Genomic DNA, 24,684 nt, shown 5'->3' with positions numbered 1-24,684 from the left:
AAATTTCCTACTGCTTTATTCTGTGGGTAACTTTTTGCCTGTGCACAATCTTAGCCTGTTTTATACTTCTCCAATTGGAACTGATTGACTAGAGAAATAGTCAAATGGTTTTTTATTTCAAGTTATTTTCATATTTCCTTTTATTTAAGCTGGGAAAAGGCCGTCTGAAAATATTTCAATAAGGGTGTGCATATGAAGTTTTCCTTTAGTATTAACCTGTTATCCGTTTTGATTTTGGCCGCTTGTGCGCAACAGCCGGTTCAAAAGCCTCAAGTTTCCCTGCCCTCTGTATCTGTGGATAACCATGCGCCGGAGCAAGGAACAGGGCTGACGGAGCAGAAATTAATCCGCGCCAAGCATTATATGGCGGCGTCTGCCAATCCGCTGGCAACTGAAGCCGGTTATGAAATTTTGAAGCGCGGCGGCAGTGCGATAGATGCGATGATTGCCATGCAGACAACTTTGGGACTGGTTGAGCCGCAGTCTTCCGGATTGGGCGGCGGTGCGTTTTTGGTGTATTGGGACAATAAGGCGAAAAAGCTGACGACGTTTGATGCCCGAGAAACGGCGCCGAAAGCGGCAACGCCGGAACTTTTCTTGGATGAAAACGGCAAACCGATGGGCTTTATGAAAGCAGTGGTCGGCGGCCGTTCGGTCGGTGTGCCGGGAATTCCGAAGCTGCTGGAAGATGTCCACAAGCGTTACGGCAAATTGCCCTGGGCAAGTTTGTTTGAGAAACCGATTACTTTGGCGGAACAAGGTTTTGCCGTTTCTCCGCGTATGGCGAAATCCATCGAACAAAATTTGGAACCCTTGCAACGTTATCCGCAAACCGCCGCTTACTTCCTGCCTGACGGCAAACCTTTGGCTTCGGGAACGGTTTTGAAAAACCCTGAATTTGCGCGTTCCGTACGCCTGTTGGCGGAAAAAGGCAGTGCGCCGTTTTATCAGGGAATGCAGGCGCAGAATATTGTTCGTGCCGTTACCGGTGCTGTGGATAATCCTGGCAAAATCAGCATGGCGGATTTGAAAAACTATCAAGTTATCGAGCGTAAGCCGGTTTGCGCGCCGTATCGTGAATATGAAGTTTGCGGCATGGGCGCGCCAAGTTCGGGCGCGATTGCTTTGGGTGAGATTTTGGGCGTCTTACAAAATCAGGATATGAGGGCGTTGGGATCGGAAAATATTCACAGTTGGCGCTGGATAGGCGATGCGTCGCGGATTGCTTTTGCCGACCGTGATTATTATGTCGGCGATCCTGCGTTTGTGAACGTTCCGACCCGCGCCATGATTTCTCAGGCTTATTTGAAACCGCGTGCCGAAGAAATCCGCAAAGCTGACAAGGCATTGGAAACTATTCAGGCAGGTCAGTTCGGCAAGGTATACGCGCAGGGCATGGCGGTCGAGCTACCGTCTACTAGCCATTTGGTGGTTGTGGATAAAGACGGCAATGTCGTGTCGATGACGACTTCGATTGAAAACGCGTTCGGTTCGGGGCTGATGGCAAACGGTTATCTGCTCAACAACGAATTAACCGATTTTGCCTTCAATCCTGTCGGAGAGGACGGTAAAACGGTGGCAAACAGCGTTGCCGGTGGAAAACGTCCGCGTTCTTCGATGGCGCCGACCATTGTGATGAAAGACGGAAAACCTTATATGGCGGTCGGTTCGCCGGGTGGCAGCCGCATTATCGGTTTTGTCGCTAAAACGCTGGTGGCGCATATCGATTGGGGTATGGACATTCAGACGGCAATTTCACTGCCGAATATGCTCAATCGCGGCAGCCAGTATGAAATCGAGGATAAAACAGCGGCTGCGGATAAAGCGGCTGCGTTGGAAAAATTGGGCTACAAAGTCCAAATCCGCGATTTGAATTCCGGCGTGCAAGGCATTGTGATCGGCAAAGACAGTTTGCTCGGCGGCGCCGACCCGCGCCGTGAAGGCAAGGTCATGGGCGATTGATATTGTCGGTTTGACATGCAAAGGCCGTCTGAAACCTAGTTGTTCAGACGGCCTTTTAGTTTAGGAAAAAATATGGATAAGATGTGTATAAGAATAACGCTAAATTTTAATGTTTTTATTTTTCAATAAGATAAAAAGGATGAATATGTGGATAATTACTTGTGGAAAATGACATGATTTAGGCCGTCTGAAAGGTTCAGACGGCCTTTTCATTGGACTGCTTTATCTATTTTCTATCAGGCTGCCGGCAACTCGTGAAAAGCGGTGGGCAAATCTTCGTCATCGGCAAACTCAACCCATTCGTAAGCGGTTTCATCTGCCAAAACGGCACGCAACAGCGCATTATTGATGGCATGGCCTGATTTGTAACCTTCAAATGCGCCGATAATCGGATGGCCGACAATGTATAAATCGCCAATCGCATCAAGGATTTTGTGGCGGACAAATTCATCGGGATAGCGCAAACCTTCCGGATTCAAAACATCCATGTCGTCAATCACGATGGCGTTGTTCAAATTGCCGCCCAGTCCGAGATTGTGGGCGCGCATCATTTCCACTTCGTGCATAAAGCCGAAGGTACGGGCACGGGCAATCTCATCGATATAGGATTTTCCTGCAAAATCAATCTCGAAAGTAGGTGCGCTTCGGTTGAATACGGGATGATCAAATTCGATGGTTAAAGTAACTTTAAAGCCGTCATAAGGCGTAAAGCGCACCCATTTTCCGGTTTCTTTGATTTCAACGGGTTTGAGGATTTTTAGAAAACGTTTTTGGGCTTTTTGATCGACAACGCCTGCATCTTGTAATAGGTAAATAAACGGCAGGCTGGAGCCGTCCATAATCGGAATTTCAGGCGCGTTCAATTCAATCAAGGCATTGTCGATGCCATAGGCAGACAGAGCCGACATAATGTGTTCAATCGTGCCGATGCGTACGCCTTTATCGGTAACGATGGTTGAAGAGAGGCGGGTATCGTTGATCAAATAAGGATTCAATTTGATTATTTCGCCCATTTCCCCACTTAAATCGGTACGGCGGAACGAAATACCGCTGTTTTCTTCGGCAGGATGCAAAGTCAGAGCGACCCTTTCGCCCGAATGCAGGCCAACGCCGGTAACGCTTACTGATTTGGCTAAAGTCCGTTGCAGCATAATTGCTTCCTTTTAAAAAGTCTGATGGGCAAATGATACGTTAAAAAGGAAAAAACAAGCCATCATTTTTAATAGTATTTGCCAATATGGATGTTTTGCGGGTGTGAATTTCAAAATTTTAATTATCCACAATAGCATGTGAAATTGAAGTGGGTAATTTGGGTTTTATCCACAGAAAAATAGAAGAACTAAGATTCTATCCTTTTTTATTCCGGCATTCAGTTGGGGTTGGCCTCAAAGATAAAAAGCGACTATCAAATTGGTTTTAAAGAAAGTTATTCCGTTATCCACAGATGGTTTGGTTCTTCATCAAAATCATCATTTTAAAAATTAAAATATTATAATTTGAAGAAAACACTGAATTATCAACACAAAAATGGCAAAATACGGAGGAAATAGAACTAAGTTTATGATTTCCATAAACTTATGAAACTTTTAAGATTGGAAAAAGGTTTTTATGAAATAAAATATCAAAATTAAGGACTGATTCGATTTACCTGATATTTTCCTACAAACAAGAATTTCATGTTTTCTTTATTTAAATCAAACAACTTAAAAGTAATTATCTTTAATCCTAGAAAGTAATTTTATTTCAGGATACAATGGCCTTACTGAAAAATTTTTCCCATTCCATCTAATTAGGAGTAGCAAAATGAGTATTAAAGTAGCGATTAATGGTTTTGGCCGTATCGGTCGTCTGGCATTACGTCAAATTGAAAAAGCCCAAGGTATCGAAGTCGTTGCTGTTAACGACTTGACTCCTGCCGATATGCTGCTGCACCTCTTTAAATACGACAGTACTCAAGGCCGCTTTGAAGGCTCTGCCGAATTGAAAGATGATGCGATTGTTGTGAACGGCAAAGAAATCAAAGTATTTGCCAATCCTAATCCTGAAGAATTGCCTTGGGGCGAGCTGGGTGTGGACGTTGTCCTCGAATGTACTGGTTTCTTTACCAATAAAACCAAAGCGGAAGCCCATATCCGTGCCGGTGCGCGCAAAGTTGTAATTTCGGCTCCTGGCGGCAATGATGTGAAAACTGTCGTATACGGCGTAAACCAAGATATTTTGGACGGCAGCGAAACCGTTATCTCCGCCGCTTCTTGTACGACTAACTGTCTGGCCCCTATGGCTGCGGTATTGCAAAAAGAATTCGGTATTGTTGAAGGCCTGATGACCACTATCCACGCTTATACCGGCGACCAAAACACCCTTGACGCGCCACACCGCAAAGGCGACTTCCGCCGCGCCCGTGCCGCTGCCTTGAATATCGTACCGAACAGCACCGGTGCCGCTAAAGCCATCGGCTTGGTTATCCCTGAATTGAACGGCAAACTTGATGGTTCTGCCCAACGCGTTCCTGTAGCCACCGGCTCTTTGACTGAACTGGTTTCTGTTCTCGAACGCCCTGTTACCAAAGAAGAAATCAATGCAGCCATGAAAGCTGCCGCCAACGATGCTTTAGGCTACACTGAAGATCAAATTGTTTCTTCCGACGTCATCGGTATCGAATACGGCTCACTTTTCGATGCGACTCAAACCCGCGTGATGACAGTTGGCGACAAACAATTGGTAAAAACCGTTGCTTGGTACGACAATGAAATGTCTTACACTTGCCAATTGGTTCGTACCTTGGAATTTTTTGCCAGCAAAATCTAAAAAATAACGGGCTGAATCAATCAGTCTGTGGATAATTAAAAGGCCGTCTGAACATTTCAGACGGCCTTTTGTGTGTAGATAGATTCAATTTGCAATCAGATTGTGGATAGTTTAATCACTGTGGCACATTTGTTTTCTATCCTAAACTGCACTTCATAATCCGCAATATTCATTACATAAACCCGTTCGGGAATATCTTGATAGGCAGGGCGAGGATCTTGGGCGATGCTTTGCTCAATGAGATGTTTTTCTTCTGTGGATAAATGTTCTGCAAGCGTACTTTCTGCCCAGACAACGTTCAATTCTTCAGGTTTGCCGCTGACAAAGCCTGATGATGCGTCAGGTTTGGATTCGACAAACGGGATGTAGGGTTTGATATCCACTACCGGAGTACCGTCTAATAGGTCTGCGCCGCTGCAATAGATGCGGACAGGTTTGCCTGTTTCGATGCGTTCGAGTTTCAGCAGGGATAAACCGAGATGATTGGGGCGGTGCGGGCTGCGCGTGGCAAATACGCCCATTTTTTGTTTGCCTCCAAGCCGTGGCGGACGCACCATTTGCGCCCAACCTTCATCCAATACGCCGTGGAAAATAAAACTTATCCACACGTAGTCGAAATCTTCCAAGCCCCGAACGCTGTCTGTGGTAAATTCAGGATTGAATTCAATGCAAATTTCTGCCGCAGGAACCAAACCGGGTTGGCGGGCAATGCCGAATTTTTGTTTGTAGGGGGAATGAACGGTTGCAATAGGCGTAATCGAATAGGACATAATTTATGGATAAAAATTCTGTGCAAACTGTCATCATATCACAGATGTTTTCCCACATTTTGCGGTAGTAATTTGTTATAATACAAAGCATTTATTCCAAATGTCCGTACATTGGTAATAAATGCTCAATTCAAATTATATAAATAAAATCAATAGGTTATATTAATCCATGATTGTTTCCATCGATGTAGATGCACAAAAAACGTTTACGCCTTTGTGCCCGAAAGAATTGCCCGTTGCCGAAGGTCATCTGATTGCGGATGAACTCAATGCTCAAGCTGCATTGGCGGATTTACGCGTAATGACGAAAGATGCGCATCATGCCGCGGCAAAATGGCTTGTGGATAATCCTGTTGATATGTTGAAACCGACGGGTTTACCCGATGCGGATTTGACTTGGGTATCGCATGCGATGGTTGGAACATATGGCTATGATTTGTTGGATGGCCTGCCTTCAGCCAAAGAATACAATTATTGCGTTTGGAAAGGCGTCGATCCTGAGTTACATCCTTACGGCGCATGTTTTCACGATATTGAAGAAAAGCTCAGTACAGGTTTGATCGAATGGTTGCGCTGTCAAAATGCAGATACAGTCATTGTCGGCGGTTTGGCAACGGATTATTGTGTGAAAACGACAGTTTTACAGTTGCTTAAAGGCGGGGCTTGGAAAGTCATCGTCAATCAGGCGGCTTGCCGTGGCATTGCTCCGGAAACGGTTGAATCTGCATGGCGGGAAATGCGTTCTGCCGGAGCTATTATTTTAGAAAACGCCGAAGAAATAAAAAAATACATTAATAATCAATAAAGTATATTTAAAATTCTGTTGTTTCACGTGAAACATTTTTCAAAATATGAAGATTTTACTTGTCCGCTTGTCCAGTATGGGCGATTTAATTCACACGTTACCCGCAGTTGAAGATTTGGCGCGACAATGTCCTGAGGTAGAGCTCCATTGGCTGTGTGAGGCAGGGTTTGCAGATATTGTCCGCTTGCATCCTTTTGTCAAAAAGGTTCATGTAATGAAATGGCGGCAATGGCGCAAACAGCTTTTTCAGGCTGAAACTTGGCGTGAAATAGGCCGTCTGAAAACAGATTTACAGGTTGAATCTTTTGATTTTGTTTTAGATAGTCAAGGACTGATTAAAAGCGCATGCTTTGCCAAAATGGCGAAATCCCCTATTTACGGTTTAGATAAACACAGCACGCGTGAAAGTTTGGCTGCCTTTGCATACAGTAAAACATTTGCCGTGCCGAAAGGCAAAAATGCGGTCTGGCGAAACCGTGAATTATTCGCCCAAGTATTTGGTTATACAATGCCTGAAACGCAGGTATTTGGTTTGTCGGTTCCTGAATCAGGCCGTCTGAAAAATTTGCAATCCCCTTATTACGTTGCTTTGCATGCAACCAGTCGAGACAGTAAATTATGGCCGGTAGAACACTGGCGTGCATTATTGAAAAAGTTGAATGAAGAACAACAATGCAATGTATATTTGCCGTGGGGAAATGAAACCGAAAAAATGCGTGCCGAACAGATTGCAAGCGATTTACCGTCTGCTTCGGTTTGCGACAAAATGAATTTATTACAGGCTGCATTTTTATTGAAAAACGCAGAGGGTATTATTGGCGTAGATACCGGACTACTGCATCTTGCCAATGCACTGGAAAAGCCTGTTGTAGGAATTTATACAGATACAGATCCGGCCAAGACCGGCGTTCAAGTTTCGGCTTATGCAAAAAATTTAGGCGGTATTGCTCAAATTCCCAATGTTGACGAGGTTTATCAAACCTTGATGGATTGTGTTGCAGCATATGGTAAATAATTGCAGGGGAGTTGGATTTATTTTCTGAGTAAATGCTTTAGAAATGATATAATTCCGCTCTATTTACCAAGATTTATACAAATTTGGTTTTATCATGTTGGTGAAAACCGAATTGGATTTTATATAAAGAATGTATCAAAAGCAGTATGCTAGATTTGATGGACATTCTTTTTAGGAGAATTGAATGAAAGCACTGGTCGCAGTAAAGCGCGTAGTGGACTATAACGTCAAAGTTCGTGTGAAAGCCGATGGTTCCGATGTGGATATCGGTAATGTCAAAATGTCGATGAACCCGTTTGATGAAATCGCGGTAGAAGAAGCTGTCCGTTTGAAAGAAGCCGGAAAAGTAAGCGAGATTGTTGCTGTTTCTCTTGGCGAGAAAAAATGCGAAGAGACGTTGCGTACTGCTTTGGCGATGGGTGCCGACCGTGCGGTTCATGTTGAGACTGATGCGAAGTTGGAGCCTTTGGCCGTTGCAAAATTGCTGAAAGCTGTTGCGGATAAAGAAAATCCGCAAATTTTATTGCTGGGCAAACAGGCAATTGACGATGACGCCAACCAAGTTGCCCAAATGCTGGCTGCGTTGTTGAATGCGGCTCAAGGTACTTTTGCATCAAAAGTGCAAATTGAAGGCGAAGAAGCATTGGTAACCCGTGAAATTGACGGCGGCGAAGAGACTGTTGCATTGAAGCTGCCTGCGGTCATTAGTGCAGATTTGCGTTTGAACGAACCACGCTTTGTCAAACTTCCTAATATCATGGCGGCAAAGAAAAAACCTTTGGAAAAATTAAGTCCTGCCGATTTGGCTGTGGATATTTCTCCGCGTTTGAATACCGTGAAATTTGCCGAACCTAAAGCACGTCAAGCTGGTGTGAAAGTGGCTGATGTTGCCGAGTTGGTTGAAAAGCTGAAAAACGAAGCCAAAGTGATCTAAGGAGTATGAAATGAGCGTATTGATTATTGCAGAACATAATAACCAACATTTGAATCCTGCCACTTTGCATGCGGTAACGGCTGCCGCCAAATTGGGTAATGTAGATTTATTGGTTGCCGGCAGCAATGCTGCTGCGGTGGTTGAAGAGGCAAAACAGGTTGCAGGCGTGGCGAAAGTTTTGGTAGCCGATGCGCCCTATTACGCTGAAGGCTTGGCAGAAGAATTATCGCCTTTGGTTGTTAAATTGGCTGCGGATTACCGCTATGTGGCTGCGACTGCAACTGCGTTTGGTAAAAATCTTCTGCCCCGGGTCGCTGCCCTGTTGGATGTGCCACAAGTTTCGGACTTAACTGAAGTTGTGGATAACTCGACATTTGTCCGTCCGATTTATGCCGGTAATGCATTTGAAACCGTTCAATCCAATTCTGAAAAACTGGTGCTGACTTTCCGTGCAACCGCATTTGATGCTGCCGGACAAGGCGGTAATGCAGAAGTGGTCAATGTTGAGGCAACGCCTGCTCAAAACCTGAGCCGTTTCGTAAACCGTCAACTTTCCCAGTCTGACCGCCCTGAATTGACTCAGGCAAAAGTGATTGTTTCCGGTGGCCGTGCGTTGGGCAGCGCTGAAAAATTCAATGAAGTATTGACTCCTTTGGCTGATGTTTTGGGTGCGGCGATTGGTGCATCCCGTGCAGCAGTGGATGCCGAGTATGCGCCAAACGATGCCCAAGTCGGACAAACCGGTAAAGTGGTTGCGCCGCAACTGTACTTTGCTATCGGTATTTCCGGTGCTATCCAACACGTTGCCGGTATGCAGGACAGTAAAGTAATTGTTGCCATCAACAAAGATGCTGACGCTCCGATTTTCAATGTGGCAGATTACGGCTTGGTTGGTGATTTGTTTGAAGTTGTGCCTCAACTAACTGAAGCACTGAAAAACTAATGTTTCACGTGAAACGTTCAGACGGCCTTTTACAACAAAGGCCGTCTGAAAATATTTTGGCATGATTACGACCTATAAAACCATTACCACACCGACACAGGCTGAATTTAAAGATAAAGGCAGCCGCTTCATTGCATACGCCTATCCGATTCGCACTTTGGCCGATGTGAAGAAGTATTTAGACCCATTAAAGGAAGAACATCACAAGGCACGACATTGGTGCTATGCCTATCGATTGGGTGTGGATGGAATGCAGTTTCGCGCAAACGATGATGGAGAACCGTCCGGAAGCGCAGGCCGCCCTATTCTGGGACAGATTGATTCTGTCGGCGTAACGGATGTGTTGGTTGTGGTTGTGCGTTATTTTGGCGGTACGCTATTGGGCGTTCCCGGTTTGATTCATGCTTATAAGGAATCAACGACTCAGGCATTGGCGATAGCTGAAGTTGTTGAAAAGAATGTCGAAAAGACAGTTTGGTTGAAATGTGAATATCCTGTTTTGAATGAGGCTATACGGATTGCCAAACAATATCAGGTCGATATTGTGGAACAGGATTTGCAGCTGGATTGTAAGTTGACAGTGAAAATAGCGTTGGCCGATTATGAAGCTTGTATTGCTGCTTGGAAAAATACGCGCCAAATTGAAATAGATACTGAAAAGCCGTTTGAATAAAAGGTCGTCTGAACATATTTGAGAAATCAAAAGTTTCAGACGGCCTTTGAAGTTTTAGCCTTGGTATCTGTCTAAAGCATTTACACTTGAGCGCAGGTGTTCCCAAGCCAGTTGATGAAATTCCCCTAGTGCGTTCCATAGGGCATCTTCGCTCATAATGCTGTATTCGCCCTGTGTTCGCAAATCAACATCTGCCCCTTCTTCAATGGCTTGATGGCATGCTTGGTATTCGTTGGTATAGAAGTCATCCATGTCTTGCATGAGGCTTGCAGCATGTTTCCAACGGGCGATATCTGCTTCCAGTTGCGGCAGTAATTCGCACCATTCGCGGTATTTGCTTTGAATTTCGTCAATACGTTTTTGCATGATTTTCCTTTCGTTGTTTGAAATTAGAGTATGGTTGTCTTGGTGCAATATTATTCTTAATTTGAAACAGCTATGCAAGATGGAACAATATTCCATCGATTGAATTTTATTTACAACATCTATTCTTCAAGGAGATGGTATGAAATTGCTCGTTATTGGTAATGGTGGACGTGAACACGCACTGGCTTGGAAATTGGCGCAGTCGGCTAAAGTAGAAATTGTCTTTGTTGCACCTGGTAATGCCGGAACGGCAATTGAGCCTAAACTGCAGAATGTGGCGTTGACGGCACATCAAGATTTGATTGATTTTTGCCGTAATGAAAATATTGCCTTTACCGTAGTCGGCCCTGAAGCGCCTTTGGCTGCGGGTGTGGTGAATGACTTCCGTGCTGCCGGATTGAAGATTTTTGGCCCGACTCAATACGCGGCCCAGCTGGAGAGCTCAAAGGATTTTGCTAAAGCGTTTATGGCAAAATATAACATTCCAACCGCGCAATACCAAACCTTTGAAAATGCCGATGCGGCACATGATTACGTCAATCAAAAAGGTGCGCCAATTGTTATTAAGGCGGATGGTTTGGCTGCCGGTAAAGGCGTGATTGTCGCCATGACTTTGGATGAAGCCCATGCCGCTATTGACGATATGTTGTTGGGCAACAAAATGGGCAATGCAGGCGCGCGTGTCGTGATTGAAGATTTCCTGCAAGGCGAGGAAGCAAGCTTTATCGTTATGGTGGACGGCAATCATGTTTTGCCGATGGCAACCAGTCAAGACCATAAACGCCTGTTGGATGACGACAAAGGCCCTAATACCGGCGGTATGGGCGCATACAGCCCTGCTCCGGTGGTAACGCCTGATGTGTACGAGCGCGCGATGAATGAAATTATTTTGCCGACCGTGGCAGGTATGAAAGCAGAAGGTCATGAGTTTACCGGCTTTTTATACGCGGGCTTGATGATTGATAAAACCGGTGCGCCTTATACCATTGAATTCAACTGCCGTTTCGGCGACCCTGAAACCCAGCCGATTATGAGCCGTTTGGATAGCGATTTGGTGGACTTGGTTGAAGCGGCAATCGACGGCAAACTGGATAGTGTTGCTGCCAAATGGAATCCGCAAACTGCAGTAGGCGTGGTGTTGGCCGCACAAAATTATCCTGACTCCCCGAAAAAAGGCGATGTGATCTTCGGCTTGGATAAGGCCAATCAAATCGGTAAAGTTTTCCATGCCGGTACTGCAACGAATGAAAAAGGAGAAGTTGTAACCAACGGCGGCCGTGTATTGTGTGTAGTCGGTTTGGGCGATGATGTTGCCCAAGCTAAAAGCAAGGCTTATGAGGCATTGGAAACAATCCGTTTTGACGGTATGCAATACCGTAAAGACATTGCCGATAAAGCCATCAACCGTTAATAATGAATAGAAATAGGCCGTCTGAACACAGATTGTCCGACAATCTCAGTTTCAGACGGCCTTGGTATGATGATGATGTTTCCCAGAATTTTATCGGCTGCAGCCCAATGCAGGCTGCAGGCGCATCTTAAAAAAGGCGGTTTGGTCGCCTATCCTACCGAGTCTTGCTATGGCTTGGGCTGTGTCCCTACTTTGCCTAAAGCACTCAATCAACTGATTCATCTGAAAAAACGACCGCAACACAAAGGCATGATTGTCATTGGCCATAGCTTGGAACAGTTGCAACCTTTGCTGCAAAGGCCGTCTGAAAATATCCAAACTATGCTGCATGAAGCATGGCCTGCTCCGAAAACTTTTTTATTGCCGGTCGGCAAAAAAGTATTGCCATCATTGCGTGGAAAAGGACGCAGTAAATTGGCTGTCAGAGTTCCTGCGCATGTAGGTGCAAGGCGTTTGTGTCAGGTTTTGGAAATGCCTTTAGTCTCTACTTCATGCAATCGTGCAGGAAAACGGGCATGCAAAACGGAAAGGGAAGTCAGAAGACAGTTTGGCAGGAAAGTCTGGGTTGTAGGCGGATTGATAGGTAAGCAGAAAACGCCCAGCCAGATTATTGACGGAGAAACAGGGGCAAGGCTGCGTTAAAGAAGAATTGTATTTTCAAAGGAAAGGTATTTATTTGGAGAAGCAAATTTTTTCCAAAAGATTGGAATACCTGTGTGAAAAGCATTTAGCGCAGATCCAGTTTGATGCATAGCAGTCTAGAGGATAAAGCAGTATTTTGTGAAAGAATGAAGCAAATTTTGAGCGTAAATGAATCGCTTTAATAAATTATTTTTGAATAAACAAATTTTGTGGATAAATTTGAAGATAAATTTCCATAAAAACATAAAAATGCCGTCTGAAACTTGATATTCAAAGCATTCAGACGGCCTTTTAAATATTTAAACTGTGGATAACTTTGTGAATAAGTGTGGATTAAAGCTTATGTCCGCACACAGTTTCGTATTGTTTTTCAGTAATCGTACCGCTCATGACGCTCATTGGGCGGATGCTGGTCGGAGTATAGCTTTGGTTGGAAATTACCCGGCCGTGTTCGTCCATCAGTTGCAGCGCTGCCAGGCGATAGGTTTTGTTTGAGCAATGAATTTCCCAGCTGCCGATGGCTGTTTTATAGGCCGGCGTGTTGACGAAACGTTCCTCTTTCAGTTTGGAAACGGTTTTTTTATCGCGGAAAGTAACCAGTGCGCCATTTCTTTTAATGCTGCTTCTATCAATAGCCACTTTGATATTGCCTTCAGAGATGGTGCCGATGTTGGTCCAGCTGCCGCCGCCGCTCGATGTGGTGGTTGTTTCACAGGCACTCAACATCAAAGCCGCAAATACGGTTGCAGCTAGGGAAAAACGTTTGATATTCATAAAACCTCATTATTTACAGAAAGTCAGCCGATATTATCCGTGAAGATGGCATATATCGTAAATCGATTTTGCAAAGTTGAACCTCTGAAAAGAATTTTATGAAAAATACGCTGAAAAGGCCGTCTGAAACCTGTCTTTCAGACGGCCTTGGAGTGTAAAATCATGTATAATTGCAAACAATTTGGTTTTCATCCCATAGGAAGATCCGACATGATTAACCCTATCGCTGCACTTTCCCCATTAGATGGCCGCTACGCCAAATCCGTTGAAGCATTGCGTCCGATTTTCTCCGAATACGGCCTGATGCGTGCGCGTGTCAAAGTTGAATTAAACTGGCTCAAAGTCCTTGCCGCCGAACCTAAGATTGTAGAAGTTCCTGCTTTCAGCGATTTTACGCTTGCCGAAATCGACAAAGTGATCGAAAACTTCTCGCTTGAAGATGCTGCCGCCGTCAAAGCTATTGAGGCGACCACCAATCATGATGTCAAAGCCATCGAATATTGGCTTAAAGAACGCTTCTCCGGCGTGCCTGAAGTGGCTGCTGCCAGCGAGTTCATCCACTTTGCCTGCACCAGCGAAGACATCAATAACCTGTCCCACGCTTTAATGCTGCAAGAAGCGCGTGAGACTGTTTTGCTGCCGAAACTGGCCGAAATCATCAAAAAACTGACCGGCATGGCGCATGAGTTGGCTGCCGTCCCTATGATGAGCCGCACGCATGGCCAGCCTGCGACACCAAGCACATTGGGTAAAGAAATCGCCAATGTCGTGTACCGCCTGCAACGCCAGTTCAAAAACCTGCAAGCGCAAGAGTTCCTCGGCAAAATCAACGGCGCAGTCGGCAACTACAATGCCCATATGGTCGCTTATCCCGATGTGGATTGGGAAACCCATTGCCGCAACTTCGTTGAAATCAGCCTCGGCCTGACCTTCAACCCCTACACCATTCAAATCGAGCCGCATGACTATATGGCGGAATTCTTCCAAGCCATCAGCCGTGTCAACACGATTCTGATCGACTTCAACCGCGATGTTTGGGGCTATATTTCTTTGGGTTACTTCAAACAAAAAGTTAAAGCAGGCGAAGTCGGTTCTTCCACCATGCCGCACAAAGTCAATCCGATTGACTTTGAAAACTCCGAAGGCAACCTCGGTATGGCCAATGCCGTATTGGGCTTTTTGTCTGAAAAACTGCCGATTTCCCGTTGGCAGCGCGACCTGACCGACAGCACCGTATTGCGCAATATGGGCGTAGGCGTGGGCTATACCATATTGGGCTTTGCCGCCCATCTGCGCGGTCTGAACAAGCTTGAGCCGAATCCTGCCGCCCTTGCTGCCGATTTGGACGCTACTTGGGAGCTGCTGGCCGAGCCGATTCAAACCGTAATGCGTCGTTACGGCGTAGCCAATCCTTACGAGAAGCTGAAAGACCTGACACGCGGTAAAGACGGCATTACGCCTGAAGTGTTGAAACTCTTTATCGAATCGTTGGAAATTCCGGCAGAAGCCAAAGCCAAATTGCTTGAGCTGACCCCTGCGTTGTATGTGGGTAAGGCCGAAGAGTTGGCAAAACGAATTTGATTTATAAAAAAGCCATTTGAATCTTCAAATGGCTTTTTTTGAATTAAATATATAGTATGAAAATAATGAAGAAAGTTTTAGATGTTTAAATATTTTCCAAGTAAGGAAAATTTGATTATATGGTTACCAATCGGCTTGTTAGTCAGTATATTACATTTTCATGGAAAAATTCCTTTTAAAAATATATTTGATACTTTTATGGGTTTGACTCCAATATATGTATTATTGGCATATCTTCATTTTCTTAGGTTTCTACAATTATGTAATTTTCCGTATCTTGTTTCTATTCAAATAGAGGCAAGAATTATTGATGTTTTAAATAGTATTGTCTCTTTTCTAATTGGATTTTCGATATGTACAAGTTTTTTTATACCCTTTTGGAAAGAAAGTTCTAAAGGATATCTCTTTCTTTTATGTTTTAATATTGCGGTTCTAGTGTTTACGATGCTTCCTATATGCTTGCATTTATGGAAAGAAATTAGAGATAAAAAAATTAAATATATTTTGATATCAGTAATGTATTTAATACTTTCTGTTGCATCATTTTATGACATGACCAAATAAATTATAAATTTAAGGCCGTCTGAAATCTTTTTCAGACGGCCTTTTTCGATTCAATCCGTTATTTCACTTTGTCTTTCAATGCACCGTAGCCGGCTGCGTCCATTTCTTCCAAAGGAATGAATTTCAAACTTGCGCCGTTGATGCAATAGCGCAGGCCGCCTTTGTCTTTCGGGCCGTCGGGGAAGACGTGTCCCAAGTGTGAGTCGGCGGCGTGGCTGCGCACTTCGGTGCGGCGCATGTTATAGCTGAAATCGTCGTGTTCGGTAACGGCGGAGGCATTAATTGGATGGGTAAAACTCGGCCAGCCGCAGCCGGAATCAAATTTGTCGGCAGAGCTGAACAGGGGTTCGCCGCTGACGATGTCCACATAAATGCCGGGTTTGAACAAGTGGTCGTATTCGTGGCTGAAGGCGTATTCGGTCTCGCTGTTTTGGGTAACCTGGTATTGCTCTTCGGTCAGAATGCGTTTGAGTTCAGCAGCGCTGGGTTTTTTATACGTTGCCGCGTCAAAGCCTTTGCCTTGAGGGACGGCTTTGGTTTTGCTCGGCAGCGGTTCGTCGGCTTTGCGGATGTCGATGTGGCAGTAGCCGTTGGGGTTTTTAATCAGGTAGTCCTGATGGTATTCCTCGGCGTCGTAGAAGTTTTTTAGCGGCTCGTTTTCGACGACGAGGGGAAGTTTGTATTTTTGCTGCTCGCGTTTGAGTGCGGCGGCGATGACGGCTTTTTCGGCGGGGTCGGTGTAGTACACGCCGCTGCGGTATTGCGTGCCGGTGTCGTTGCCTTGTTTGTTGAGGCTGGTTGGATCAACGACGCGGAAGAAATATTGCAGGATATCGTCTAGGCTGAGTTTGTCGGCATCATAGGTGACTTTAACGGTTTCGGCATGGCCTGTATCGCGGTAGGACACGTCTTCGTAGCTTGGGTTTTCCGTTTTGCCGTTAGCGTAGCCGGATACTGCGTCAACCACGCCGTCTATGCGTTGGAAATAGGCTTCCAAGCCCCAGAAGCAGCCGCCGGCGAGGTAGATGGTGCGCGTATTCATGATTGCTGAATCCTTTTTCTGTGTGTCGGGTTTGTAAAATGTGTTTTTCAGACGGCCTATATCGGCATTCGGGTCGCGGATTAAAGCCAATGCCTGCGCTTCGTTGATGCTGCCTTTGACGATGCGCTGCACGTCGCCGTCTTTGCCGATTAATGCCCAAGAAGGGTAAACACTGATATTCAGGCTTTGGGCGATGGTGCCGCCGTTGTCGGTAACGACGGGCAGCTTAGGATAGTTCAAACCGGAATACCATTTTTGAAAGTCGCCGTCTTTTTTCTCGTGTAGAAAACCGGGCGAGGCAACGGTAATCAGGTTGGCAGAACCGAATTTTATATCTTGCGCCCATTTTTCGGTTTGTCCCAATTCGGACAAACACAAAGGACACCAACTTGCCCAAAATTTAATCAGGGTGGGTTTGTCTTTTTTTAGGAAAACACTGGCAGGGCGGTTGTCAGGGGTTTTTAATGAGGACAATGCCTGCGGTACGGTTGCGGCTTCGGTATCCATCATTTTGGATGAGCAGGCGCCAAGCGCAAGCAGGCAGCCGAACTTGGTGCAAAGTGAAAATAATGTGCGGGGATTCATCTCTATGTTTCCTGTATGGATGGTTTATCTTATTAGACGTTGGAAATGCCAAAACCTGACAACCTTGATTTTCAGACGACCTTGCCACGTAAAATACGCTACAATACTCCCTATTTCAAGTTTCTAAAATTAAAAGGAAAATTTAATGTTCAGCTTCTTCCGTCGCAAGAAAAAACAGGAAACTCCGGCTCCCGAGGAGGCTCAAGTTCAGGAAACCGCAGCAAAAATAGAATCTGAAGTTGCTCAAGTAGTTGAAAATATTAAAGAAGATGCCGAATCTTTAGCAGAAAGCGTCAAAGGGCATGTTGAATCAGTTGTCGAATCGGCTGTTGAAACTATCAGCGAAACCGTCGAGCAGGTTCGGGAAACTTTGACCGAAACGCCGTCTGAAACAGTTGAAAAAGTAGAAGAACACGTTGAAGCGGCAAAAGAAGCGGCTGTTGAAACCGCCAGCGAGACTGTTGAACAGGTAAAAGAAACCGTTGCCGAGATGCCGTCTGAAGCGGTCGAGGCTGCTGAAGAAGTGGCAGAACAGGCTGAGGCAGTCAGAGAAGAAGCTGTTGAAACCGTCAGCGAGGTTGTTGAGCAGGTAAAGGAAACCGTTGCCGAGATGCCGTCTGAAGCGGCCGAGGTTGCTGAAGAAGTAGCGGAACAAGCTGAAGCAGTCAAAGAAGAAGCTGTTGAGGCAGTTAGCGAGACTGTCGAGCAAGTTCAAGAAGCCGTTGTGGAAATACCGGTTGAAGCCCCTGCTCCGGCAGAAGAACACAAGCTCAGTTGGGCTGCGCGTTTGAAACAAGGCTTGACCAAATCACGCGACAAAATGGCAAAATCGTTGGCCGGCGTGTTCGGCGGCGGACAGATCGACGAGGACTTGTACGAAGAGCTGGAAACCGTGCTGATTACCAGCGATATGGGCATGGAAGCCACCGAATACTTGATGAAAGACGTGCGCGACCGTGTCAGCCTCAAAGGCCTCAAAGACGGCAACGAATTGCGCGGTGCGCTGAAAGATGCGCTGTACGACTTGATTAAGCCTCTGGAGAAACCTTTGGTCTTGCCGGAAACCAGGGAGCCTTTCGTGATTATGCTTGCCGGTATCAACGGCGCGGGTAAAACCACGTCTATCGGCAAACTCGCCAAATACTTCCAAGCGCAGGGTAAATCTGTGTTGCTGGCGGCAGGCGATACTTTCCGTGCCGCTGCGCGTGAGCAGCTTCAAGCTTGGGGCGAGCGCAACAATGTAACCGTGATTTCGCAAACCACAGGCGATTCCGCAGCCGTTTGCTTCGATGCCGTCCAAGCCGCGAAAGCGCGCGGGATCGACATCGTGCTGGCTGATACTGCCGGCCGTTTGCCTACGCAGCTTCATTTGATGGAAGAAATCAAAAAAGTGAAACGCGTGTTGCAAAAAGCCATGCCGGATGCGCCACATGAAATCATCGTTGTTTTGGATGCCAACATCGGTCAAAACGCCGTCAACCAAGTGAAAGCCTTCGACGAAGCGCTGGGTCTGACCGGACTTATCGTCACCAAGCTAGACGGTACGGCCAAAGGCGGTATCCTTGCCGCCCTTGCCTCCGACCGCCCTGTTCCTGTCCGCTACATCGGCGTAGGCGAAGGCATCGACGATTTGCGTCCGTTTAATGCCAAAGCGTTCGTGGATGCCCTATTGGATTAAACAGACAGGTTGAGGTTTGTAAACGCAGTTTGCGGGGGATTTCTGAGCCGTATTTTGAAAGGCTTCGCATTCGGTTGGTACAAAAGCCAAACAGGCTGTTAAAAAGGCCGTCTGAAACCTAAAATCAGGTTTCAGACGGCCTTTATTTATTTACGGGTTTAGTTTTTCCGTGCGGTAACAAACTCGGCCAGTTGGCGCAGGCGCAGGGCTTTGTCGCCGAATGGCTCGATCAGGGCAACGGCTTCTGCAATCAGCGTTTCTGCGTAAGTACGCGCGGCCTGAAGGCCCATCAGTTTGACGTAGGTCGGTTTGTCGTTGTCCGAGTCTTTGCCGGCGGTTTTGCCCAAGGTGGCGGTATCGGCTTCGCAGTCCAATACATCGTCGATCACTTGGAAAGCCAGGCCCAATTTGGCGGCGTAGTGGTCTAAGGTTTGGATTTGCGCCGGTGTTAAGTCCGGACAGGAAAGTGCGCCTAAGGCCACGGCCGCGCGGATGAGCGCACCAGTTTTGAGGCTGTGCATCTGTTCCAATTCGGCCTGATTCATGGCTTTGCCGACATTGGCAAGGTCGATGGCTTGTCCGCCCGCCATACCGAGGCTGCCGGATGCCTGAGCCAGTGTGGACAACATGGCAAGCTGGCGTTCGGCAGGCAGGCCTGTCGGACGGCTCAATACATCAAAGGCTTGGGTTTGCAGCGCATCGCCGACCAAAAGGGCGGTTGCTTCATCGTATTGCACATGGCAGGTCGGTTTGCCGCGGCGCAGGCTGTCGTTGTCCATCGCCGGCATATCGTCGTGAACCAACGAATAGACGTGCACCATTTCGATGGCTGCCATGGCCTGCTCGACGGCGTTTTGGTTTGCTTCGCCCAATTCGGACGCGGCAAGCACCAAGAGCGGGCGCAGCCGTTTGCCGCCGCCGAGGGTAACGTAACGCATGGCTTCGTGCAGCGTATGCGGCACTTGGCTTTCAGACGGCAAGAAATGCGCCAGCAGCAATTCGGTTTGCGCTTGGGCTTTTTGTTGCCATGTTTTGAGTTCATTCGCCGGGTTCAAGGTTCAACTCCTTCAGTTCGCCGGCATCCAAGACTTGCAGTTTCTGCTCGACTTCCGCCAATTTGGTTTGGCAGTATCTGACCAATTCGTTGCCTTCCTGATAGGCGGCCAAAGCGTCTTCCAGCGGCATTTCGCTGCTTTGCATGGCTTGAGTCAGGGTTTCGAGGCGGGATAAGGCTTCTTCAAAGGATTGGGGGGCGTTTTTTTTCATGGTTTGAAATGATGGGCAGAAAAGGGGAATTGTAGCATTTTTAGATGATGAAGGCCGTCTGAACAGGGGATGAAAACGAAATCAAAGATTTCTGTTTCTTCGTTCAGACGGCCTTTTTTCAAACGGAATAACGTTATCAGCCCGGTAAAACGGCTTTTTGATAGTTGAGCGCGATAAACTGCTTCTCGGCATCCAATTCGGTGATTTTGAACAATGCCTGTGATTTGGGCAGCGCGTCAAACGGGATACCGGTCGCGCGCGTTACCAGCGGCAGGCCTTCAATGCGGACGAGGTCTTCTTTGAGGATGGTGGCCGTCAGCTCGCTCGTGCCTTGCTGTTGCAGATAGACAAGGCTCCAGTAGGCTTCCATTTGGCGTTGGAAGTCGGCGTAGGCTGTATAGGCGGCATCGAAGTCGCGCAGCGCGGCGAAAAGCTCGGCATCGCTGTTTTGATACAGTGGCTCGGCAGAGTCGTCGATCAGGCTGATCAGCTGCTTTTGGTTGATGTAGTCGGCGGCGCGGCGCAGCGGCGAGGTAAACCAGCCATAATGCTGCACGCCCATGCCGATGTGCGGCTCGGATTTGGTGCTCATGCGCACTTTGCCTGCCGGTTGGACGCGGAAAAGGCCGGGCAGCTCGTTTTCGTCCAGCATTTGCGCCCAAGTGCTGTTGGCAAGAATCATCATCTCGCTGACCAGCGTATCGATGGGCGAACCGCGTTCGCGGCGGACGACGGATACGTTGCCTTCCTCATCCAATTCGATGCTGTAATCGTATTGCGGCGCGCGGTCGGGCTCGTATTTGCCGCGCGCTTTTTGCAGGGCGATGGCGAATTGATAGAACCAAATCAGGTCTTGATGGTGGGCAAACATCATTTCGCCGGCTTCGTCCAAGCCGGTTTCGGCGTTGAAATGCGGTTCGATGGCTTGAATGCGCAGGTTTTCGGCGATGTTGACGGCTTCGATTTTGCAGGTTGGCGCGCCGACGTTGAACTCGCCGTCCACATCAAAATAAATGCTGACGGCAGGGCGGTACGCGCCCGCATCAAGGCTGAACGCGGCAATCCAGTTTTCGGGCAGCATGGTGATTTTGCCGCCGGGGAAATAAACCGTGCTTAAGCGTTCCATGATGTTTTTTTCCATTTTGTCGCCTTGTTTAATGGCAAGCGACGGCGCGGCAATGTGGATGCCGACGCGTTTCATGCCATTGCCCAAGTCGGTCAGGCTCAAAGCATCGTCCACTTCGGTAGTCGATTCGTCGTCAATGGAAAAGGCGGTAACGTCGGCTTTGGGCAAGTCGGGCATTTCAGGAAGCGGAAGGTCGGGGAAGCCTGTTCCTTTGGGGAAGTATTTGATTTCAAACCCGTCTTGCAGGTATTGGGGAATGGACGTAATGCCGCCTGTCTTTTTCGCCAGTTCGTAGGCAGAGATTTTCAGCGCGTCGGCGGCTTTGGTAAAGGCTTTGTAAGTCAGCGACTGCTTGTCGGGCGCGTGCAGGATGGTTTTCAAATCTGCCGCGATTTCAGACGGCATCTCGCCGCGTTTCAAGGCTTCCGCCCAAGCGTCGATTTGCGCGTCTTGCTGTTTTTTGCGTTCGATGGCGGCAAGCGCTTGTTTCAAAGTTTCTTCAGGCGCGGCTTTGAACACGCCTTTGGCTTTTTTATAGAAATACATCGGCGCGGCGTACAGCGCAATCAAAGTTGCCGCCAGCTCGGTTTTGGTCGGTGCATGGCCGAAATATTCTTCGGCAATCGCCTCAGCGGTAAATTCCTCTTCGCCGCATACTTCCCACAATAAATCGGTATCGATGTCCGCCGCCTGCGCCTGCGCGTTCTCTAAAAACGCCGCCATATCGCCGTCAAACTCGGCAAAGACATTATTTGCCTTCACTTTGGTGCGTTTGCCGTGTTGGGTATCGACTTGGTAGGTGGCGTCGTTTTTTTGGACGATGGAGGCAACTTTGAATTGGCCGGACTCTTCGTAAAAGATATTCATTTTTTTAGGATTTTATGATTTGTAGGAAACGCGTGATTTTAGCAGATTTGCACAAGAAAGGCCGTCTGAAAAACATACTTTCAGACGGCCTGTTCAAACGGCGGATGATTAATACTGATATGCCGCCAGTTTGCGTTTGATTTCAGGCAGGGCGGCGCGTGCGGCTTGTTCGCCCAATTGGATGGCGCGTTGTTTTTGGTCGAAACCGCCAATCGAGCCCAGCTCCAAAACCCTGCGGTTTGATGACCACATTGGCTTGGCCCAATTCTTGGTGTAAGGCGGTTTGGCTCATCACGTTGAAGGTTTGGTCAAGATAGGAGAACATACCTTGGCTGACATTTTTGGCCGGACGGGCGGAAATATCGACGGCAATGATGAAGTTTGCCCCCAGTTTTTTCGCCGCGCTGACTGGTACGGGCTGCGACAGGCCGCCGTCCACATATTTGCGACTGCCGATAACGACAGGTTGGAACACGTTCGGAATCGAAGCAGAAGCGCGGACGGCCTGTCCGGCATTGCCTACGTTGAATACCACCGGTTTGCCGCTTTCAAAATCGGTCGCAACGGCGGCAAATTTGATGGGGAACTGCTGCATCGGGCGGTTGCCGACTTTGCGGTTGATGTAGTTTTGCAGTTTTTCGCCTTTGATGAAGCCGCTGGTGGACAAGGTCAAATCCACCAAATCGGTTTTACCCAAAATTTCCGCTTCCAATTCGAGGCGGTCGGGCGACATTCCCGAAGCGTACATACTGCCGACAATCGAGCCGGCAGATGTACCAGTAACGATTTTGACCGGAATATTGTTTTCTTTCAAAACCTTAATAATCCCGATATGGGCAAAGCCTTTGGACGCGCCGCCGCCCAAAGCCAGCGCAACCGTGGCTTTCGGTTTGGGTGCAGTATGCGAAACCGTATTTTGACCCTGCGTAGAAGGTTTGGATTGCGGCGCGTTGCCGCTCGGACAGGCAGCCAATACCAAGACGGACGAAGCGGCTAAAAACGTTTTGAATGTGGAAAAAAGTTTATTCATGTTCAGACAGCCTTTAATATGTCGAAGGGGTTATTTTACTCTGAAATTAAGTCGAAAGGCCGTCTGAAATCAAGTTTCAGACGGCCTTTTAAATCCAGCTCAAGCCAATTCGAGCTGTTTTTCCAAACTCTCGACCAGTTGGTCGTCCAAATTCAAAGCTTGGGACAAACGGCTCAGGAACACAATTTCCTTGCGCGACAAGTCCGCGCAGACCAATCGGGCCGCCAGATAAGTTTCGGCTGCCAAAGCCTCGTCATTGCCGACCGAAGCGGCAATTTGCTCGATGGAGGCCGGTTGCGCATATTCCGCCTGCAACCATGCCGCCGTTTCCGCATCGCTGCCGCTTTCACGCTCAATGGCCGCGCGTTCCGCATCGTCAATCAGGCCGTCTGAAGCCGCCGCCGCAATCATCGTTTGCAAAATCACACGGCTGTGGTTTTCACCAATCAGGCCGGCAGGTTGGAACGCACTTTGCGGCAATTCGTCCTGCTGGCGGTTTTGTTTCCAGTTTTGATAGCCTTTATAAGCCAGAAAACCCAAAGCGGCAACCGAGCCGGCCTTGACCAGCTTCTTTGCGTTTTTCTTTTTCAACAGCATCGATGCCAAAGCACCCGTCAGCGCGCCACCGCCGAAAGAATTGAGCGGGCTGTCCGCCACCGCTTTGCCGCCTTTTTGAGCCGCACCCAAAACCTGATTGAGCAACTGACTGAAATCCATAAAAAAATCTCCTGAAAACCAATACATTGCAAATATAGAGTAGAAACACCCAAAAACCAAGCCAAAGAAAGTTAAAAGGTGCAAACAAGTTTTCAGACGGCCATAGCCGACTTTCGGTACAATCACACCATTCCAAACAATAAACTCCATCATGCCCGATACCGCCCAAATTATTACCAGCTATGGCCGCCGCTATATTGTCCGCACCCCCGACGGCCAAATATATGACGCCACCACCCGCAAAAAACGCGTCGATTTCGCCTGTGGCGACCAAGTCCGCATCAGCCCCATCAACGGCGAACAAGTCGTGATTGAAGACTACCTCCCGCGCGAAAGCCTGCTCTACCGCCAAGACGCATGGAAAACCAAACTGATTGCCGCCAACGTTACCCAACTGCTCATCGTAACCGCCGCCAGCCCCTCACCCAGCGAAGCCCTGTTACAACGCGCCCTCCTCGCAGCCGAAGCGGCCGGCATTAACGCCGTCATCGTCCTCAATAAAGCCGACCTCCCCAAAACCGCCCAATGGCGCGAGAAACTCAAATTCTACGAAACCCTCGGCTACCCCGTGGTCGAAACCAACGCATTGGAAAACGCCGACATCCTGCGTCCCATTTTAGAAGGGCAAACCAACATCCTGCTCGGACAAAGCGGCATGGGCAAGTCCACCCTGACCAACTCCCTACTCGGCAACCAAGCCGCCCGAACCGGCGACATTTCCACCGCGCTCGATTCCGGCAAACACACCACCACCCACGCCCAACTGTACGATTTAGACGCAGAAACCCGACTCATCGATTCCCCCGGCCTGCAAGAATTCGGCCTGCACCATCTCCAAGCTGCCGATTTATTACAATACTTCCCCGACCTGCGCCACCTTATCGGCCAGTGCCGTTTCCACAACTGCACCCACCGCGCTGAACCCGGCTGCGCCGTCAAAGCCGCTGCCGAATCAGGCGAAGCCAAACCCGAGCGCATCGAATTTCTGCAACGCGTTACCGACGAATTATTGAGATAAAGATTGAACGGAAACTAAGCGTTTGGATAAATAAAAAGGCCGTCTGAAACTTTCAGACGGCCTTTTTTTAAAGGGGTATACGGATTTAATGGTTGATGGGGCACCTT

The 24,684-nt window shown here is 47.7% G+C and carries 21 protein-coding genes and 1 pseudogene; 12 read left to right on the top strand and 10 right to left on the bottom strand.

Features of this window, described 5'->3' with window-relative positions:
• Nucleotides 1-192: 192 nt before the first annotated feature.
• The gene (ggt, locus tag HMPREF3139_RS08105) at nt 193-1,962 is read left to right on the top strand and encodes a gamma-glutamyltransferase (RefSeq protein WP_070461528.1); all 1,770 of its coding nucleotides are present in this window, start codon (nt 193-195) and stop codon (nt 1,960-1,962) included.
• Nucleotides 1,963-2,198: 236 nt separating this feature from the next.
• On the opposite strand, the gene lpxC is transcribed toward ggt, so the two are convergent.
• A complete protein-coding gene (gene lpxC / locus HMPREF3139_RS08100; protein WP_070461527.1) occupies nt 2,199-3,113 on the bottom strand; it encodes a UDP-3-O-acyl-N-acetylglucosamine deacetylase in 915 nt (304 codons plus the stop codon).
• Between the two features lie 652 nt (nt 3,114-3,765).
• Here lpxC and gap point away from each other — a divergent pair.
• Nucleotides 3,766-4,770, top strand: coding sequence for a type I glyceraldehyde-3-phosphate dehydrogenase (gap, locus tag HMPREF3139_RS08095; RefSeq protein ID WP_049335677.1), 1,005 nt, complete (start codon nt 3,766-3,768; stop codon nt 4,768-4,770).
• A 95-nt stretch (nt 4,771-4,865) separates the two neighbouring features.
• Here the strand turns inward: gap and tsaA are convergent, their stop codons facing one another.
• Nucleotides 4,866-5,540 (bottom strand): tRNA (N6-threonylcarbamoyladenosine(37)-N6)-methyltransferase TrmO, encoded by a 675-nt coding sequence (gene tsaA / locus HMPREF3139_RS08090; RefSeq protein WP_004519192.1) that lies wholly within the window; start codon nt 5,538-5,540, stop codon nt 4,866-4,868.
• Nucleotides 5,541-5,709: 169 nt separating this feature from the next.
• Between tsaA and HMPREF3139_RS08085 the strand changes: the two genes are divergently transcribed.
• The 5 genes from HMPREF3139_RS08085 to HMPREF3139_RS08065 all read left to right on the top strand — a co-directional run bounded on the left by HMPREF3139_RS08085 (nt 5,710) and on the right by HMPREF3139_RS08065 (nt 9,910).
• The gene (locus HMPREF3139_RS08085; protein ID WP_004519191.1) at nt 5,710-6,345 is read left to right on the top strand and encodes a nicotinamidase; all 636 of its coding nucleotides are present in this window, start codon (nt 5,710-5,712) and stop codon (nt 6,343-6,345) included.
• Between the two features lie 46 nt (nt 6,346-6,391).
• The gene (gene waaC, locus HMPREF3139_RS08080; RefSeq protein ID WP_070461526.1) at nt 6,392-7,360 is read left to right on the top strand and encodes a lipopolysaccharide heptosyltransferase I; all 969 of its coding nucleotides are present in this window, start codon (nt 6,392-6,394) and stop codon (nt 7,358-7,360) included.
• A gap of 184 nt (nt 7,361-7,544) precedes the next feature.
• Nucleotides 7,545-8,294 carry an electron transfer flavoprotein subunit beta/FixA family protein gene (locus HMPREF3139_RS08075; RefSeq protein ID WP_003686610.1) on the top strand — a complete coding sequence of 250 codons (750 nt, stop codon included), beginning with the start codon at nt 7,545-7,547 and terminating at the stop codon, nt 8,292-8,294.
• A 10-nt stretch (nt 8,295-8,304) separates the two neighbouring features.
• Nucleotides 8,305-9,237: an electron transfer flavoprotein subunit alpha/FixB family protein gene (locus HMPREF3139_RS08070; protein WP_070461525.1), complete on the top strand. Its 933-nt coding sequence runs from the start codon at nt 8,305-8,307 to the stop codon at nt 9,235-9,237.
• Nucleotides 9,238-9,298: 61 nt separating this feature from the next.
• Nucleotides 9,299-9,910 carry an IMPACT family protein gene (locus HMPREF3139_RS08065; RefSeq protein WP_070461524.1) on the top strand — a complete coding sequence of 204 codons (612 nt, stop codon included), beginning with the start codon at nt 9,299-9,301 and terminating at the stop codon, nt 9,908-9,910.
• A 54-nt stretch (nt 9,911-9,964) separates the two neighbouring features.
• Here the strand turns inward: HMPREF3139_RS08065 and HMPREF3139_RS08060 are convergent, their stop codons facing one another.
• Nucleotides 9,965-10,276, bottom strand: coding sequence for a DUF4298 domain-containing protein (locus HMPREF3139_RS08060; protein ID WP_003747758.1), 312 nt, complete (start codon nt 10,274-10,276; stop codon nt 9,965-9,967).
• Nucleotides 10,277-10,415: 139 nt separating this feature from the next.
• Here HMPREF3139_RS08060 and purD point away from each other — a divergent pair, with 139 nt between their 5' ends.
• Both purD and HMPREF3139_RS08050 read left to right on the top strand, forming a co-directional pair.
• Nucleotides 10,416-11,687 carry a phosphoribosylamine--glycine ligase gene (gene purD, locus HMPREF3139_RS08055; protein ID WP_070461523.1) on the top strand — a complete coding sequence of 424 codons (1,272 nt, stop codon included), beginning with the start codon at nt 10,416-10,418 and terminating at the stop codon, nt 11,685-11,687.
• Between the two features lie 72 nt (nt 11,688-11,759).
• Nucleotides 11,760-12,329 carry an L-threonylcarbamoyladenylate synthase gene (locus HMPREF3139_RS08050; protein ID WP_070461562.1) on the top strand — a complete coding sequence of 190 codons (570 nt, stop codon included), beginning with the start codon at nt 11,760-11,762 and terminating at the stop codon, nt 12,327-12,329.
• Nucleotides 12,330-12,662: 333 nt separating this feature from the next.
• Here the strand turns inward: HMPREF3139_RS08050 and HMPREF3139_RS08045 are convergent, their stop codons facing one another.
• Nucleotides 12,663-13,103, bottom strand: a complete 441-nt coding sequence (locus HMPREF3139_RS08045) for a surface-adhesin E family protein (protein WP_004519182.1) — start codon at nt 13,101-13,103, stop codon at nt 12,663-12,665.
• 210 nt (nt 13,104-13,313) lie between these two features.
• Between HMPREF3139_RS08045 and purB the strand changes: the two genes are divergently transcribed.
• On the top strand, nt 13,314-14,684 hold the full coding sequence (purB, locus tag HMPREF3139_RS08040) for an adenylosuccinate lyase (protein ID WP_004519181.1): 1,371 nt from the start codon (nt 13,314-13,316) through the stop codon (nt 14,682-14,684).
• 622 nt (nt 14,685-15,306) lie between these two features.
• On the opposite strand, the gene msrAB is transcribed toward purB, so the two are convergent.
• Nucleotides 15,307-16,875, bottom strand: a complete 1,569-nt coding sequence (gene msrAB / locus HMPREF3139_RS08030) for a bifunctional peptide-methionine (S)-S-oxide reductase MsrA/peptide-methionine (R)-S-oxide reductase MsrB (RefSeq protein ID WP_039861899.1) — start codon at nt 16,873-16,875, stop codon at nt 15,307-15,309.
• Between the two features lie 145 nt (nt 16,876-17,020).
• On the opposite strand from msrAB, the gene ftsY reads away from it, so the two are divergent.
• A complete protein-coding gene (ftsY, locus tag HMPREF3139_RS08025; RefSeq protein WP_004519177.1) occupies nt 17,021-18,553 on the top strand; it encodes a signal recognition particle-docking protein FtsY in 1,533 nt (510 codons plus the stop codon).
• A gap of 158 nt (nt 18,554-18,711) precedes the next feature.
• Here the strand turns inward: ftsY and HMPREF3139_RS08020 are convergent, their stop codons facing one another.
• The 5 genes and pseudogenes from HMPREF3139_RS08020 to HMPREF3139_RS08000 all read right to left on the bottom strand — a co-directional run bounded on the left by HMPREF3139_RS08020 (nt 18,712) and on the right by HMPREF3139_RS08000 (nt 23,559).
• Complete coding sequence (locus HMPREF3139_RS08020; RefSeq protein WP_070461522.1) at nt 18,712-19,608, bottom strand: polyprenyl synthetase family protein; 897 nt, start codon at nt 19,606-19,608, stop codon at nt 18,712-18,714.
• On the bottom strand, nt 19,592-19,819 hold the full coding sequence (locus tag HMPREF3139_RS08015) for an exodeoxyribonuclease VII small subunit (RefSeq protein ID WP_003681131.1): 228 nt from the start codon (nt 19,817-19,819) through the stop codon (nt 19,592-19,594). The genes HMPREF3139_RS08020 and HMPREF3139_RS08015 overlap by 17 nt, the downstream gene beginning before the upstream one ends.
• A 136-nt stretch (nt 19,820-19,955) precedes the next feature.
• Nucleotides 19,956-21,812 (bottom strand): ribonuclease catalytic domain-containing protein, encoded by a 1,857-nt coding sequence (locus HMPREF3139_RS08010; RefSeq protein WP_070461521.1) that lies wholly within the window; start codon nt 21,810-21,812, stop codon nt 19,956-19,958.
• A 108-nt stretch (nt 21,813-21,920) separates the two neighbouring features.
• Nucleotides 21,921-22,842, bottom strand: a pseudogene (locus tag HMPREF3139_RS08005) (patatin-like phospholipase family protein).
• Between the two features lie 99 nt (nt 22,843-22,941).
• Nucleotides 22,942-23,559: a tellurite resistance TerB family protein gene (locus tag HMPREF3139_RS08000; RefSeq protein WP_036492402.1), complete on the bottom strand. Its 618-nt coding sequence runs from the start codon at nt 23,557-23,559 to the stop codon at nt 22,942-22,944.
• A gap of 151 nt (nt 23,560-23,710) precedes the next feature.
• Between HMPREF3139_RS08000 and rsgA the strand changes: the two genes are divergently transcribed.
• The gene (gene rsgA / locus HMPREF3139_RS07995) at nt 23,711-24,577 is read left to right on the top strand and encodes a ribosome small subunit-dependent GTPase A (protein WP_070461520.1); all 867 of its coding nucleotides are present in this window, start codon (nt 23,711-23,713) and stop codon (nt 24,575-24,577) included.
• The last annotated feature ends 107 nt before the right edge of the window (nt 24,578-24,684 follow it).

The organism is Neisseria sp. HMSC15G01 (genome assembly GCF_001808255.1).
Classification (GTDB): domain Bacteria; phylum Pseudomonadota; class Gammaproteobacteria; order Burkholderiales; family Neisseriaceae; genus Neisseria; species Neisseria subflava_A.
The sequence above is the reverse complement of the archived record's forward strand: the minus strand, read 5'-3'. Positions and strand labels throughout refer to the sequence as shown.